Genomic DNA, 14,606 nt, shown 5'->3' with positions numbered 1-14,606 from the left:
CTTTACACTCAGACCATTACCGTTACCTGGGGTTCGCCATGACGACATTAGATGAAGAAGATCGCCGCGAATACTACCGTATCGACGACATGATCGCACTCCAAATCAAAAGCCTGTCGGCCCCGCAAGCGGCGAGCAAGGAAGTGTTGCTGGATGATTCCCCGCTGTTCAACCTGCTCAGTGAACTGCACCTGAGCGAATTCGAGTCCCAACACCTGCTGCGCCAGCTCGGCGAGCGCGACCGCACCCTCGCCGCCTTCCTCAAAGTGCAGAACAAACGCATGGATTTGCTCAGCCAGGTCATGGCGCAAAGCCTGCTGGGCGAGATCGGCGCGCCGCAGCCGGTGATCATTTCCGAAGGTGGCATCGACTTCCAACACCCCACGGTGCTCACGCCCGGCAGCCACCTGGCGGTCAAGCTGGTGCTGATGCCCCAGGCGCTGGGCCTGCTGCTGCGGGCCAAGGTCACCCATTGCGATCCCAAGGGCGACAGTTTTGACATCGGTACCGAATTCGAATCCATGACTGACGCCCAGCGCCAGTTGCTGGCTCGCTATATTTTGCAAAAACAGGCCCAGGAACGGCGCCTGGCCCGGGAACAAAGCGACGGCCAAGACACCTGATTTCGTATTTATCCAGCCAGACACCTGGCGAAAAGGAGCAACTGTGACCCTGATTTATGGCCACCGCGGCGCTAAAGGCGAAGCACCGGAAAACACCCTGACCAGCTTCCAGCAATGCCTCAAGCACGGCGTGCGCCGTTGCGAACTGGACTTGCACCTGTCCATGGACGGCGAGTTGATGGTGATCCACGACCCGACCTTGAAGCGCACCGCAGACCGACGCGGCAAGGTGGTGGAATACGTCGCCGCCGACCTGGTGAAGATGGACGCACGCAAAGGCGGCCCAGGCTGGGTCACCCCTTGCCCGATCCCGCGCCTGGAAGAACTGTTTGAGCAGTGCGACTTCGACCACTGGCAACTGGAAGTCAAAAGCGCCTCGCGCACCCGCGCCGCGACCACCGTACTGGCGATCCGGGAAATGGCCCAGCGCTTTGGCCTGCTGGACAAGGTCACCGTGACTTCAAGCTCGCGGGAAGTGTTGAAAGCCGCCCTGGAGCTGACGCCGGACCTGTCCCGTGGACTGGTGGCCGAATACGCCTGGCTCGACCCGCTGAAGGTCGCGCAGAACTATGGCTGTGAGTATTTGGCGTTGAACTGGACGTTGTGCACTCCCGAGCGACTGGAAAAAGCCCAGCGCCAGGGCTTGCACGTGTCCGTGTGGACAGTCAACGAACCCGCGCTGATGCGCAGGCTCGCCGACTTCGGCGTAGATAGCCTGATTACAGACTTTCCCGGTTTGGCCACTGCCACTCTCGGGAATTACTGAAATCGGTCTCCCCGGCCGGCTCAGGCCACCGGCCGGAGCCGCTCAAAAAAGCCGGTTGAGGCCGTCGTAGGCCGCTACCCGATAGGCTTCAGCCATGGTCGGGTAGTTGAACGTGGTGTTCACAAAATACTTAAGGGTATTGAGATCACCCGGCTGGCTCATGATCGCCTGGCCGATGTGCACGATCTCCGAGGCCTGGTAGCCGAAGCAATGCACGCCAAGCACTTCCAGGGTCTCGCGGTGGAACAGGATCTTCAGCATGCCTTGCGGCTCGCCGGCGATCTGCGCACGCGCCATGCTCTTGAAGAACGCCTTGCCCACTTCGTAAGGCACCTTGGCCTTGGTCAGCTCGTGCTCGTTCTTGCCGATGGAGCTGATCTCGGGAATGGTGTAGATCCCGGTCGGCACATCGTTGACATAGCGCCAGCTGCCATTGTCGACAATGCTGCCAGCCGCCGAACGGCCCTGGTCGTGGGCGGCACTGGCCAGGCTCGGCCAGCCGATCACATCGCCGGCACCATAGATATTGGTGACGCAGGTGCGGTAGTTCTCATCCACCTCGATCTGGCCACGGCTGTTGACCTTGACCCCGATGTTTTCCATGCCCAGCTTGTCGGTGTTGCCCGTACGGCCGTTGCACCAGAGCAAGGCATCGGCCTTGATCTTCTTGCCGGACTTGAGGTGCAGGATCACACCGTTGTCCAGGCCTTCAACGCGGTCGTATTCCTCGTTGTGGCGCACGGTGATGTTGTTGTTGCTGAAGTGATAGCTCAACGCCTGGGAAATTTCCGAGTCGAGGAAGCTCAGCAACTGGTCGCGGTTGTCCACCAGCTCCACCAGCACACCCAGGCCGCTGAAGATCGAGGCGTATTCACAGCCGATCACGCCGGCGCCGTAGATGATCAGTTTGCGCGGGGTGTGGCCCAGGCTGAGGATCGTGTCGCTATCGTAGATACGCGGGTGGTGGAAGTCGATATCGGCCGGGCGATACGGACGCGAACCGGTGGCGATGATGATGTGCTTGGCCACCAGCTTCTCGACCACGCCATTGGCGCAGACCACTTCGACGGTTTGCTCGTCGGCGAAGCTGCCGGTGCCGAAGAACAGGTCGACGCGGTTACGGGCGTAGTAGCCGGTACGCGAGGCGACTTGTTTGGAAATGACTTTCTCGGCGCTTTTCAGTACATCCGGGAACGAGAACCAGCGCGGCTCACCAATGGCCCGGAACATCGGGTTGGTGTTGAACTGCATGATCTGGCGCACCGAGTGACGCAAGGCCTTGGACGGGATGGTGCCCAGGTGGGTGCAGTTACCGCCGACCTGACGACGGCTATCGACCATCGCCACCTTGCGTCCTGCTTTGGCGGCGTTCATCGCCGCACCTTCTCCAGCTGGGCCGGAACCCAGTACCACCACGTCGTAGTTGTAGACAGCCATGCGTACTCCTCAGAACAGGCCAGGACGCACGGTTGGGCGCCTGGCTAAATCATGCCGCGGCCAGCGGTCATGAAGGATCAAATAGGCTCAGGTGTGTGAGCCGGGGCACAGTCTATATAAGGCTCAACGCCGCGCACATTAACCCTTGGTCGCGTCGTAGGCCAGTTTTGCCTTTACTACACAGTATTGATTACGGCTTGACCGCCGTCAGTTGTTCGAACGCTTTGTTGCTGCGTGTGACGAAAGCATCCCCCTCACGCATCACAAAAAATGCCGCGATCCGCTGTTTTTCTGCATAGTCCCAGCCCTCGTCGGGCCCCAGTACCAGGAGCAAGGTCGACAAGCCGTCCGCCATAAGCGCCGAAGGCTCCAGTACCGTGACCGACGCCAGGTGATGGGTGATCGGCGCCCCGCTACGGGCATCGAGGGTGTGGGAATAGCGGCGACCATCCTGCTGGAAATAATTGCGATAGTCACCTGAAGTAGACACGCCGAAGCCGTCCACCACGATCACACGCTCAGCCACCTGCTGGTCATCGCGGGGCTCCTCCAGGGCCACACGCCAGGGCGTGCCATCGGGTTTGCGCCCGGCGGCCTTGAGCTCGCCAGTCACTTCGACCAGGTACCGGTGAATGCCCAACCGCCCTAGCCGCTCGGCGATCCGGTCCACCGTGTAGCCGGCGGCGATGCTGTTGAAGTCCACTTGCACCGCCGCGTCCTTGCACAGCTGGTGACCGTCGATGCGCAAGTGCTGATGACCGACGCGCTGGCGCGCCAAGGCCAGCGTCATGGGATCCGGGACTTTTACCTGTCGCGCCTGGGGCCCGAAGCCCCACAGGTTGAGCAGTGGCTCGACGGTCAGGTCAAAAGCGCCGCCACTGGCCTGGGACAGCTGCTCGCCCGTGCGTACCAACTGCAGGATCGACTCGGGCATCGGCTGGCAGCGGTTGGCCGGCAAGTCATTGAAGCGCTCGATATCGGAATCGCTGCGATAGGTCGACAGCTGTCGGTCGACCTCGGCAAGGATGCGCTCGACCTGAGGCTGCACATCATTGGCCGCCGGCGTACCGGGGGTACGGACATATTTGATTGAATAAGTGCTGCCCATGGTCGGGCCGCCAAACGCCTCCAGGGGCTCATCGCCGCCGCAGCCCGTCAAGATCGCCAACACAGCGCCCACCATCGCGCATCGCAAACCGCCCATAAGCCACACAACCTTATCGCTGCTGAAAACCCAATGAAGCCGCACTCAAGCAAATTTTCGGGGCTGGCCATTATGCGGCATGTCGTCGCCTGACGCGGGTTGCTTCATGACAAATAGCCAGCTTGCTAACGGTTTTTGTTGCTCGCCCACACGGATACACATATGGTTACAAAACTCTTGGGCGCCAGCCAGCGCCCAGACCTTGCAGCAAGGAAGAACGACGACCAGGGATTTCCAACAAGATAGCCAGTTGAGTAAATGACATGTCCAACACCACGGGCAAAGGCAAGGCGATCTTTCGCGTTGTCAGCGGTAACTTTCTCGAAATGTTCGACTTCATGGTCTACGGTTTCTACGCCACGGCCATTGCCAAGACCTTCTTCCCTGCCGACAGCGCCTTTGCGTCCCTGATGTTGTCCCTGGCGACCTTCGGTGCCGGGTTCCTGATGCGTCCGCTGGGGGCAATTTTCCTCGGTGCCTACATCGACCGCCATGGCCGTAAAAAAGGCCTGGTGATCACCCTGGCCATGATGGCCGCCGGCACCGTGCTGATCGCCTGCGTGCCCGGCTACGCCACCCTCGGGGTAGCCGCGCCGCTGATCGTGCTGTTTGGCCGATTGCTGCAAGGCTTCTCGGCAGGTGTCGAACTGGGCGGGGTCTCGGTGTACCTGGCGGAGATCGCCACGCCGGGACGTAAAGGTTTCTTCGTCAGTTGGCAGTCCGCCAGCCAACAAGCCGCCGTGGTCTTCGCCGGCCTGCTGGGCGTGGGCCTGAACCACTGGCTGAGCCCCGAGGAGATGGGTGAGTGGGGCTGGCGCGTGCCGTTCCTGATCGGCTGCCTGATCGTGCCGGTGATCTTCGTGATTCGCCGCTCCCTGGAGGAAACCCCGGAATTCCAGGCACGTAAACATCGCCCTACCCTGCAGGAAATCATCCGCTCCATCGGCCAGAATTTCGGCATCGTCCTGGCAGGCATGGCGCTGGTGGTGATGACGACCGTGTCGTTCTACCTGATCACCGCCTACACACCGACCTTCGGCAAGGCCGAACTGCACCTGTCGGACCTGGATGCGTTGCTGGTCACCGTGTGCATCGGCCTGTCGAACTTCTTTTGGTTGCCCGTGATGGGCGCGGTATCCGACAAGGTGGGTCGCAAACCCTTGCTGCTGGGGGCGACTATTCTGGCAATCCTCACGGCATACCCGGCCCTGTCATGGCTGGTGGCCAATCCGAGCTTCAGCCACCTGCTGCTCGTCGAGTTATGGCTGTCGTTTCTGTATGGCTCGTACAACGGCGCCATGGTCGTCGCGCTGACCGAAATCATGCCAGTGGAAGTACGCACCACAGGCTTTTCATTGGCCTACAGCCTGGCGACCGCAACCTTTGGCGGCTTTACCCCGGCCGCCTGTACTTACCTGATCCATGTACTGGATAACAAGGCAGCGCCGGGGATCTGGCTCAGTGGGGCGGCGGTGCTGGGGCTAGTGGCGACCCTGGTGCTGTTCAAGGGGAATCGGCACGAACTGCGCACTGCGCAGGCTTCGGTAGTCGGTGGGGCCTGATAGATCGCTATCGCGGCGATGCGGCGGCCCGACAAGCCCGCCCACACATTTGAATGTATTCGCAAATCAAACTGTGGGAGCGGGCTTGCCCGCGATGAGGCCTTCAAACCCCACACAAACCCCCAGCCACAAAAAAGCCCCGAACCAGTCGGGGCTTTTTCATTTACCGCTAACGCTTAGCGCGGAAACGCTGGCGGGTTGACCCCAGCCATGTCTTCCATCACGCGCACCACCTGGCAGCTGTAACCGAACTCGTTGTCGTACCAGACGTACAGTACAACGCGGTTATCCTGGGTGATGGTCGCTTCAGCATCGACCACACCGGCGTGGCGCGAGCCAACGAAGTCGGTGGACACCACTTCCTGGGAATTGACGAAGTCGATTTGCTTATGCAGATCGGAGTGCAGCGCCATGTAGCGCAGGTACTCGTTCATCTCTTCGCGGGTGGCGGCTTTCTCAAGGTTGAGGTTGAGAATGGCCATCGACACGTTCGGCGTGGGTACACGGATCGCGTTACCGGTCAGCTTGCCGGCCAGCTCAGGCAGGGCCTTGGCAGCAGCGGTGGCAGCACCGGTCTCGGTGATCACCATGTTCAGCGCGGCGCTACGGCCACGGCGATCGCCCTTGTGGAAGTTGTCGATCAGGTTCTGGTCGTTGGTGTACGAGTGAACGGTTTCGACGTGACCGTTGATGATGCCGAACTTGTCATTCACAGCCTTGAGCACCGGCACGATGGCGTTGGTGGTGCAGGAAGCGGCGGACACGATCTTGTCGTCAGCGGTGATTTCGTTGTGGTTGATGCCGTGAACGATGTTCTTCAGCTTGCCCTTGCCAGGCGCAGTCAGCACAACGCGGTCGATACCCGGGCAGGCCAGGTGCTGGCCCAGGCCGTCGGCATCACGCCATACGCCGGTGTTGTCCACCAGCAAGGCGTTCTGGATGCCGTACTGGGTGTAATCCACCTCGGTCGGGTTCTTCGCGTAGATCACCTGGATCAGGTTACCGTTGGCGGTGATGGTGTTGTTTTCTTCGTCGATGGTGATGGTGCCATTGAACGAACCGTGTACCGAGTCGCGACGCAAGAGGCTGGCGCGCTTGGTCAGGTCATTTTCGGCGCCTTTGCGCACGACAATGGCCCGCAGGCGCAGGCCGTCGCCACCGCCGGTTTTTTCGATCAGGATGCGTGCCAGCAGACGGCCGATACGACCGAAGCCGTACAGCACCACGTCAGTGCCTTTACGGGATGCGGCGTTTTGCTGGCCAACCACGTCGGCCAGTTCTTCACGCACGAACTGCTCGGCGCTGCGGCCATTGCCTTGAGCGCGGAATTTGAACGCCAACTTGCCCAGGTCCACCGAAGCCGCGCCGAGCTTGAGCTCGCTCATGGCTTTAAGCAGAGGGAATGTTTCGTGGACGGAGAGTTCGCTATCGTCCGAAGAACGATGGCGAGCAAAGCGATGAGCCTTGAGAATCGCGATGACTGATTGGTTGATCAGGCTGCGGCCATAGATCGAGCTCACCACATTGTTATTGCGGTACAGCTGACCGATAAGCGGGATCATCGCTTCTGCGAGTGCTTCACGGTCGATCCATTCACCAAGACACTGGTCGGGCTTCTGAGTCACGGGAACCTTCCACATGTAGGGGCTGAAAAAAGGGGCTACATTATGCCGCCCGACCGCCCCCGGAGCAATGCGCGCCACGCAACAAAAGCCCTTGCACATAATTTTCGCCGCGCTACAGGCCAGTAAATACGCGGCTTCCAGCGCCCCCCCTGGTGAAAGCCTCGGGCCACTTGTCCGTAACCCTCCGAAACATACGTGCATTTTGGCACTACATTTTGAGTCAAAACCGCGCATTGTTTGTCTTAGCCACTACATTTCCTACAAACCGTAATAGGCACAGTCAGCAACTGACAGGCGGCACTCCGGGCCGTTACAATTACCGACTTTGTCGCAACGCTGGAGCTCAAACGTCCGTGCCCGTCCTGCGTCTACCGCTACTCCCTGCCGAGGCAGGTAAACAGCATTGGGGCAATCTGCCCGGTGCCGCCCTGAGCCTGGCCATTGCCGAGGCTGCCAGTGCAGCCAAGCGCTTTACCCTGCTATTGACCGCCGACAGCCAAAGCGCCGAACGGTTGGAGCAGGAGCTGAGTTTCTTTGCCCCCGATTTGCCGGTGCTGCATTTCCCGGACTGGGAAACCCTGCCCTACGACTTGTTCTCGCCGCACCAGGACATCATCTCCCAGCGCATCGCCAGCCTGTACCGCTTGCCGGAACTGGCCCACGGCGTACTGGTGGTGCCGATCACCACGGCCCTGCACCGCCTGGCGCCGACCAAGTTCCTGCTGGGCAGCAGCCTGGTGCTGGATATCGGCCAGAAACTCGACGTGGAACAGATGCGCACGCGCCTGGAAGCCAGCGGCTACCGCTGCGTCGATACGGTGTACGAGCATGGCGAGTTCGCCGTGCGTGGCGCGTTGATCGACCTGTTCCCGATGGGCAGCAAACTGCCCTACCGCATCGACCTGTTCGACGACGAAATCGAGACCCTGCGCACCTTCGACCCGGAAAACCAGCGCTCCATCGACAAAGTACAGTCGATCAAGCTGCTGCCGGCCAGGGAATTCCCCCTGCAAAAAGACGCCGTCACGCGCTTCAAGGCGCGCTTTCGCGAACGCTTTGACGTGGATTTCCGCCGTTGCCCGATCTTCCAGGACTTGAGCAGCGGGATTACCCCCGCCGGTATCGAGTACTACTTGCCGCTGTTCTTCGACGAAACCTCGACCCTGTTCGATTACCTGCCCCAGGACACTCAGGTGTTCTCGCTGCCGGGCATCGAACAGGCGGCGGAAAACTTCTGGAACGACGTGCGCAACCGTTATGAAGAACGCCGCGTCGATCCATCCCGGCCTTTATTGCCGCCTGCCGAGCTGTTCCTGCCGGTAGAGGACTGCTTCGCCCGCCTGAAGAACTGGCCACGGGTGGTCGCCAGCCAACAGGATGTGGAAGCCGGCGTCGGCCGCGAACGCTTCCCCGCCCAAACCCTGCCCAACCTGGCCATCGAAGCCAAGGCCAGCCAGCCGCTGCAAGCGTTGTCCGACTTCCTCGGCGACTTCCCCGGCCGCGTGCTGTTTACCGCCGAATCCGCCGGGCGCCGCGAAGTGCTGCTGGAGTTGCTCGAACGTCTGAAGCTGCGACCAAAAACCGTCGACAGCTGGCCGGACTTTGTCGCCGGCAAGGACCGCCTGGCGATCACCATTGCGCCGCTGAACGAAGGCCTGCAACTGGATGATCCGGCCCTGGCGCTGATTGCCGAGAGCCCGCTGTTCGGCCAACGCGTGATGCAGCGCCGGCGCCGGGAAAAACGTGCCGACGCCAACAACGACGCGGTGATCAAGAACCTCACCGAACTGCGCGAAGGCGCGCCGGTGGTGCATATCGACCACGGCGTGGGGCGCTACCTGGGCCTGCAGACCCTGGAGATCGACAACCAGGCCGCCGAATTCCTCACCATGGAATACGCCGAGGGCGCCAAGCTCTATGTGCCGGTGGCCAACCTGCACCTGATCGCGCGCTACACCGGCAGCGACGACGCCCTGGCGCCGTTGCACCGCCTGGGTTCCGAGACCTGGCAGAAGGCCAAGCGCAAGGCCGCCGAGCAGGTGCGCGACGTAGCCGCCGAGCTGCTGGACATCTATGCTCGCCGCGCGGCCCGCGAAGGCTATGCGTTCGCCGACCCGAAGGCCGACTACGCCACGTTCAGCGCCGGCTTCGCCTTCGAAGAAACCCCGGACCAGCAAACCACCATCGACGCCGTGCGCGCCGATATGCTCGCGCCCAAGCCCATGGACCGCCTGGTCTGCGGTGACGTGGGCTTTGGCAAGACCGAAGTGGCGATGCGCGCCGCGTTTATCGCGGTGCATGGCGGCCGCCAGGTGGCAATCCTGGTGCCGACCACCCTGCTCGCCCAGCAGCACTACAACAGTTTTCGCGACCGCTTTGCCGATTGGCCGGTGACCGTAGAGGTGATGAGCCGCTTCAAGTCCGCCAAGGAAGTCAACGCAGCCGTGGCCGACCTGGCCGAAGGCAAGATCGACATCGTGATCGGTACCCACAAGCTGCTGTCGGACGATGTGAAGATCAAGAACCTGGGCCTGGTGATCATCGACGAAGAGCACCGCTTTGGCGTACGCCAGAAGGAGCAGCTCAAGGCCCTGCGCAGCGAGGTCGATATCCTGACCCTGACCGCCACACCGATCCCGCGCACGCTGAACATGGCGGTGTCGGGCATGCGCGACCTGTCGATCATCGCCACGCCGCCGGCACGACGCCTGTCGGTGCGCACCTTCGTCATGGAGCAGAACAACAGCACGATCAAGGAAGCTCTGCTGCGCGAGTTGCTGCGCGGCGGCCAGGTCTACTACCTGCACAACGATGTGAAAACCATCGAGAAATGCGCCGCCGACCTCGCCGAACTGGTGCCGGAAGCGCGGATCGGCATCGGCCACGGGCAGATGCGCGAACGCGAACTCGAACAGGTGATGAGCGATTTCTACCACAAGCGCTTCAACGTGCTGATCGCCTCGACCATTATCGAGACCGGCATCGACGTGCCGAGCGCCAATACCATTATCATCGAGCGCGCCGACAAGTTCGGCCTGGCGCAGCTGCACCAGTTGCGTGGCCGGGTCGGCCGCAGTCACCACCAGGCCTACGCCTACCTGCTGACGCCACCGCGCCAGCAAATCACCGGCGATGCGGAAAAGCGCCTGGAAGCCATCGCCAACACCCAGGACCTGGGCGCGGGCTTTGTGCTGGCCACCAACGACCTGGAAATCCGTGGCGCCGGCGAACTGCTGGGCGACGGCCAGAGCGGGCAGATCCAGGCCGTGGGCTTTACCCTCTATATGGAAATGCTTGAGCGCGCGGTGAAGGCCATCCGCAAAGGCGAACAACCGAACCTCGACCAACCCCTGGGCGGCGGGCCGGAAATCAACCTGCGTCTGCCGGCATTGATTCCCGAAGACTACCTGCCGGATGTGCATGCACGCCTGATCCTGTACAAGCGCATCGCCTCGGCCACTGACGAAGAAGGTCTCAAGGACCTGCAAGTGGAGATGATCGACCGCTTCGGCCTGTTGCCGGAGCCGACCAAGAACCTGGTGCGCCTGACCCTGCTCAAATTGCAGGCCGAGCAACTGGGGATCAAGAAGGTCGACGCCGGGCCGCAGGGCGGGCGTATCGAGTTCGAAGCGCAGACGCCGGTAGACCCGCTGGTACTGATCAAGTTGATCCAGGGCCAGCCCAACCGCTACAAATTCGAAGGCGCTACGCTGTTCAAGTTCATGGTGCCGATGGAACGTGCAGAAGAGCGCTTTAATACATTGGAGGCGCTGTTTGAGCGCCTCATCCCGAAACCTGCTTGAAGGACGCCCCATGCGCCTGCTTCGTATCCTGAGCCTGTTGTTGGTGGTAGTCGCACCTTCGGCGTTTGCCGACAGCCTCTACCAGGTGGAAATGATCCTGATCCGCCAGAATGCAGAGCCGCTGATCAATAGCCGGCCAGCCCCGGAAGACTGGGCCGCCGGGGCGCCACGCCAAGGGATCGAGAAAATCAGCCCGCCGCGCCTGAACAATATCGTCGAGAAACTCCAGGCCAATGGCGACTACACGGTGCTGCTGCACAAAGCCTGGGAGCAGAACCTGGGCGAGCAGCCGGTAAAGGTGAAAATCACCGACGGCCAGGAACAGTTTGGCCAATACCCCATCCAGGGCACACTGGACCTGCAATTGGGGCGCTTTACCCGTATTGACGCCAGCTTCTGGCTCAACCAGTTCGACAACAACGGCAGCGTGATTGCCAGCGAACACTTGAGCCAGCCGGACGTGCGCACCAAGAACAACCAGCTCAATTACCTGGACGCCGGCCACCTGGCCCTGCTGATCAAGATCACCTCCCTTACCGCCAAGCCACCGAGCGCGCCGCCGCCCGGCCTGGCGGACTGATCCAGCGCCATGCCCCTGACGTCGTCGCTGACCAAACCCCTGGCTCCGTCCTGGGCCAACCGCTTCAAGGAACAAAGCCTGGAGCGCGGCCGGCGCTACGCCCTGGAAAACCGCGTAAGGATTGTCGAGTCCGGCGACAGCACCATCATCGCCAGTTGCGAAGGCTCGGGCGGCAATGTGTATCGCCAGACCATCTCCCTGCGCGAATCGGCCAAAGGCACCCTGATCCTGGTGGACAGCCGTTGCACCTGCCCCGTGCACACCAATTGCAAACACATCGCGGCCGTGCTGCTGCAGGTCCAGGAAACCCTGGCCTACCCGGCGGCGGCCAAGGATGCCGAGCTGCTGGAGAAACTGCAGGCCGTGCTGGATAACCGCGTGGTCCTGCCGCAAGTGGTGCTCGAGGATGTGCAGCCGATTCCCCGGCTGTGGCTGGCCAGCATCGAGTTCAGCGCCTTTGAGCCACGCAACGGCAAGATGCAGCGCTATATCCAGCACCGGGCGGCGCTGTCATTCAATTACCAGGGCAACTATGTCAGCGGCCAGAAAAACGCCGACATCATTGTCCGCCAGGAAACCCAGAGCCTGCGGATCAAGCGCCATCCCGAGGTGGAGCAAGGCTTTCGCGAGCACCTGCGCCTGCTGGGCTTCAAGATCGCCACCCGCCAGAGCAAGGCCCTGCCGGAAAGCGCCGGCGAGCTGTTTGAGATGGTCAATGACAGCGCCTGGCTGAACTTCACCCTCAACGCCTCCCCAAGCCTGCGTGCTGCCGGCTGGGAACTGCAGATCGACGAGGATTTCGGCTTCGACCTGAGCCCGGTCGAGGACTGGTACGCCAGCGTCGATGAAGTGCCGGAGCGCGACTGGTTCGACCTGGAGTTGGGCATTATCGTCAATGGCGAACGGCTGAGCCTGCTGCCGATCCTGCTGAACCTGATGCGCTCCCACACCGAAATCCTCAACCCGGAAAAGCTCGCGCGCCGCCGCGACGACGAACTGATCCTGGTGAACATCCCCGGCCTGCCCAACGGTGGCCACGGCCCGCTGCAAGTCGCCCTGCCCTACGGCCGGCTCAAACCGGTGCTGGCGACCCTCGGTGAGTTCTACCTGCAGGAGCCTGGCACCACCGCCTTGCGCCTGGCCAAGGCCGACGCGATTCGCCTCAACCCGCTGGAAGACCTACCGCTGCAATGGGAAGGTGGCGAGCAGATCCGCAACTTTGCCCAGCGCCTGCGCGACATCAAGGACTTCACCTGCGCCGCCCCCGAGGGCCTCAACGCCACGTTGCGCCCCTACCAGCTCGAAGGCCTGAGCTGGATGCAGTCCCTGCGCCAACTGGAAGTGGGCGGGATTCTCGCGGATGACATGGGCCTGGGCAAAACCCTGCAGACCCTGGCGCATATTCTCAGCGAAAAAATCGCCGGGCGCCTGGACCGGCCGTGCATGGTGGTGATGCCTACCAGCCTGATCCCCAACTGGCTCGACGAAGCGGCGCACTTCACCCCGCAGCTCAAGGTGCTGGCACTGTACGGTGCCGGGCGCAAGAAACACTTCGCCCAGTTGCAGGATTACGACCTGCTGCTGACCACCTACGCCCTGCTGCCCAAAGACATCGAACAACTGGCCGTGCAGCCACTGCATGTGCTGATCCTCGACGAAGCCCAGTACATCAAGAACCCCACCAGCAAGGCCGCCCAGGCCGCCCGCGAGCTGAATGCACGCCAGCGCCTGTGCCTGAGCGGCACACCCCTGGAAAACCACCTGGGCGAGCTGTGGTCGCTGTTCCACTTCCTGCTGCCGGGTTGGTTGGGCGATGTAAAAAGCTTCAACCGTGACTACCGCGTGCCCATCGAAAAACGCGGCAGCGACGTACGATTGCAACACCTCAACGGTCGGATCAAACCGTTCCTGCTGCGCCGTACCAAGGAACAGGTGGCTACTGAATTGCCGCCAAAGACCGAGATCATCCACTGGGTCGATCTCAATGAAGCCCAGCGCGATGTGTACGAAACCATGCGCCTGGCCATGGACAAGAAGGTGCGCGACGAGATCACCCGCAAGGGCGTGGCCCGCAGCCAGATCATCATTCTGGAAGCGCTGCTCAAGCTGCGCCAGGTCTGTTGCGATCTGCGCCTGGTAAACGACGCCACCCTGCCCGCACGCGGCAGCAGTTCCGGCAAGCTCGACAGCCTGATGGAGATGCTCGACGAGCTGTTTGCCGAAGGGCGCAGGATCCTGCTGTTCTCGCAGTTCACCTCGATGCTCAGCCTGATTGAGCTCGAGCTGAAAAAACGCGGGGTCGCCTACGCCTTGCTGACCGGCCAGACCCGCGACCGACGCACGCCGGTCAAGGACTTCCAGAGTGGCAAGCTGCAGATCTTCCTGATCAGCCTCAAGGCGGGCGGCGTGGGGCTTAACCTGACCGAGGCCGATACCGTGATCCACTACGACCCCTGGTGGAACCCGGCCACGGAAAACCAGGCGACTGACCGTGCGTATCGCATCGGCCAGGAAAAGCCAGTGTTTGTGTACAAGATGATTGCCCGGGGCACCGTGGAAGAGAAGATCCAGGCGCTGCAGCAAGAAAAGTCAGACCTGGCAGCGGGGGTGCTGGATGGCCGCACCACGGGCGACTGGAAGCTGGGCAACGAGGATATCGAGGCGCTGTTTGCGCCGTTGCCCCAAAAGCTAGAGAAGCGTTGATAGTTAGATAGCTATCGCGGGCAAGCCCGCTCCCACAGGGGGGGGGGGGCTCACTGGGGCAGAGATTTTTGCTACCGCCACAAATCAAATGTGGGAGCTGGCTTGCCTGCGATAGCGGTGGGTCAGCCGCCAGAAACAGTGACTGGGCTGCCGCGATCGCGGGCAAGCCCGCTCCCACAGGGGGTCTCACTGAGGCAGAGATTTTTGGTACCGCCACAAATCAAATGTGGGAGCTGGCTTGCCTGCGATAGCGGTGGGTCAGCCGCCAGAAAGAGTGACTGGGCTGCCGCCATCGCGGGCAAG

9 protein-coding genes are annotated in these 14,606 nt (G+C 61.6%); 6 read left to right on the top strand and 3 right to left on the bottom strand.

Annotation, left to right across the window (positions count from 1 at the left end; genetic code table 11):
- Positions 1 to 38: 38 nt before the first annotated feature.
- Both HBO24_RS22770 and HBO24_RS22765 read left to right on the top strand, forming a co-directional pair.
- On the top strand, positions 39 to 623 hold the full coding sequence (locus tag HBO24_RS22770; RefSeq protein WP_057438532.1) for a PilZ domain-containing protein: 585 nt from the start codon (positions 39 to 41) through the stop codon (positions 621 to 623).
- A 43-nt stretch (positions 624 to 666) separates the two neighbouring features.
- Entirely contained in the window at positions 667 to 1,389 is a 723-nt protein-coding gene (locus tag HBO24_RS22765; protein ID WP_057438531.1) for a glycerophosphodiester phosphodiesterase, read from the top strand.
- Positions 1,390 to 1,431: 42 nt separating this feature from the next.
- On the opposite strand, the gene sthA is transcribed toward HBO24_RS22765, so the two are convergent.
- Both sthA and HBO24_RS22755 read right to left on the bottom strand, forming a co-directional pair.
- Positions 1,432 to 2,826, bottom strand: a complete 1,395-nt coding sequence (gene sthA / locus HBO24_RS22760; protein ID WP_057438530.1) for a Si-specific NAD(P)(+) transhydrogenase — start codon at positions 2,824 to 2,826, stop codon at positions 1,432 to 1,434.
- Positions 2,827 to 3,016: 190 nt separating this feature from the next.
- Complete coding sequence (locus tag HBO24_RS22755; protein ID WP_170060352.1) at positions 3,017 to 4,030, bottom strand: FAD:protein FMN transferase; 1,014 nt, start codon at positions 4,028 to 4,030, stop codon at positions 3,017 to 3,019.
- 263 nt (positions 4,031 to 4,293) lie between these two features.
- On the opposite strand from HBO24_RS22755, the gene HBO24_RS22750 reads away from it, so the two are divergent.
- Positions 4,294 to 5,592 (top strand): MFS transporter, encoded by a 1,299-nt coding sequence (locus HBO24_RS22750; RefSeq protein WP_057960295.1) that lies wholly within the window; start codon positions 4,294 to 4,296, stop codon positions 5,590 to 5,592.
- Positions 5,593 to 5,768: 176 nt separating this feature from the next.
- Here the strand turns inward: HBO24_RS22750 and HBO24_RS22745 are convergent, their stop codons facing one another.
- Positions 5,769 to 7,232 carry a glyceraldehyde-3-phosphate dehydrogenase gene (locus HBO24_RS22745; RefSeq protein ID WP_115128680.1) on the bottom strand — a complete coding sequence of 488 codons (1,464 nt, stop codon included), beginning with the start codon at positions 7,230 to 7,232 and terminating at the stop codon, positions 5,769 to 5,771.
- 338 nt (positions 7,233 to 7,570) lie between these two features.
- Between HBO24_RS22745 and mfd the strand changes: the two genes are divergently transcribed.
- The 3 genes from mfd to HBO24_RS22730 are packed head-to-tail and all read left to right on the top strand — an operon-like array spanning position 7,571 to position 14,303.
- Positions 7,571 to 11,020, top strand: coding sequence for a transcription-repair coupling factor (gene mfd / locus HBO24_RS22740; protein WP_057960297.1), 3,450 nt, complete (start codon positions 7,571 to 7,573; stop codon positions 11,018 to 11,020).
- 10 nt (positions 11,021 to 11,030) lie between these two features.
- Positions 11,031 to 11,600, top strand: a complete 570-nt coding sequence (locus HBO24_RS22735; RefSeq protein WP_057438527.1) for a CsiV family protein — start codon at positions 11,031 to 11,033, stop codon at positions 11,598 to 11,600.
- Between the two features lie 9 nt (positions 11,601 to 11,609).
- Positions 11,610 to 14,303: a DEAD/DEAH box helicase gene (locus HBO24_RS22730; protein WP_057960298.1), complete on the top strand. Its 2,694-nt coding sequence runs from the start codon at positions 11,610 to 11,612 to the stop codon at positions 14,301 to 14,303.
- The last annotated feature ends 303 nt before the right edge of the window (positions 14,304 to 14,606 follow it).

It is taken from the genome of Pseudomonas sp. WS 5410 (assembly GCF_012985645.1).
Lineage (GTDB): Bacteria > Pseudomonadota > Gammaproteobacteria > Pseudomonadales > Pseudomonadaceae > Aquipseudomonas > Aquipseudomonas shahriarae.
Note: the sequence above shows the minus strand (reverse complement) of the source record. Positions and strands in the feature narration are given on the sequence as shown.

Bases quoted from the DNA above. Each gene is read 5' to 3' on its own strand.
- HBO24_RS22770 (WP_057438532.1), top strand. From the start codon at position 39: ATGACGACATTAGATGAAGAAGATCGCCGCGAATACTACCGTATCGAC.
- HBO24_RS22735 (WP_057438527.1), top strand. From the start codon at position 11,031: ATGCGCCTGCTTCGTATCCTGAGCCTGTTGTTGGTGGTAGTCGCACCT.
- HBO24_RS22730 (WP_057960298.1), top strand. From the start codon at position 11,610: ATGCCCCTGACGTCGTCGCTGACCAAACCCCTGGCTCCGTCCTGGGCC.
- HBO24_RS22750 (WP_057960295.1), top strand. From the start codon at position 4,294: ATGTCCAACACCACGGGCAAAGGCAAGGCGATCTTTCGCGTTGTCAGC.
- sthA (WP_057438530.1), bottom strand. From the start codon at position 2,826: ATGGCTGTCTACAACTACGACGTGGTGGTACTGGGTTCCGGCCCAGCT.
- HBO24_RS22755 (WP_170060352.1), bottom strand. From the start codon at position 4,030: ATGGGCGGTTTGCGATGCGCGATGGTGGGCGCTGTGTTGGCGATCTTG.
- HBO24_RS22745 (WP_115128680.1), bottom strand. From the start codon at position 7,232: ATGTGGAAGGTTCCCGTGACTCAGAAGCCCGACCAGTGTCTTGGTGAA.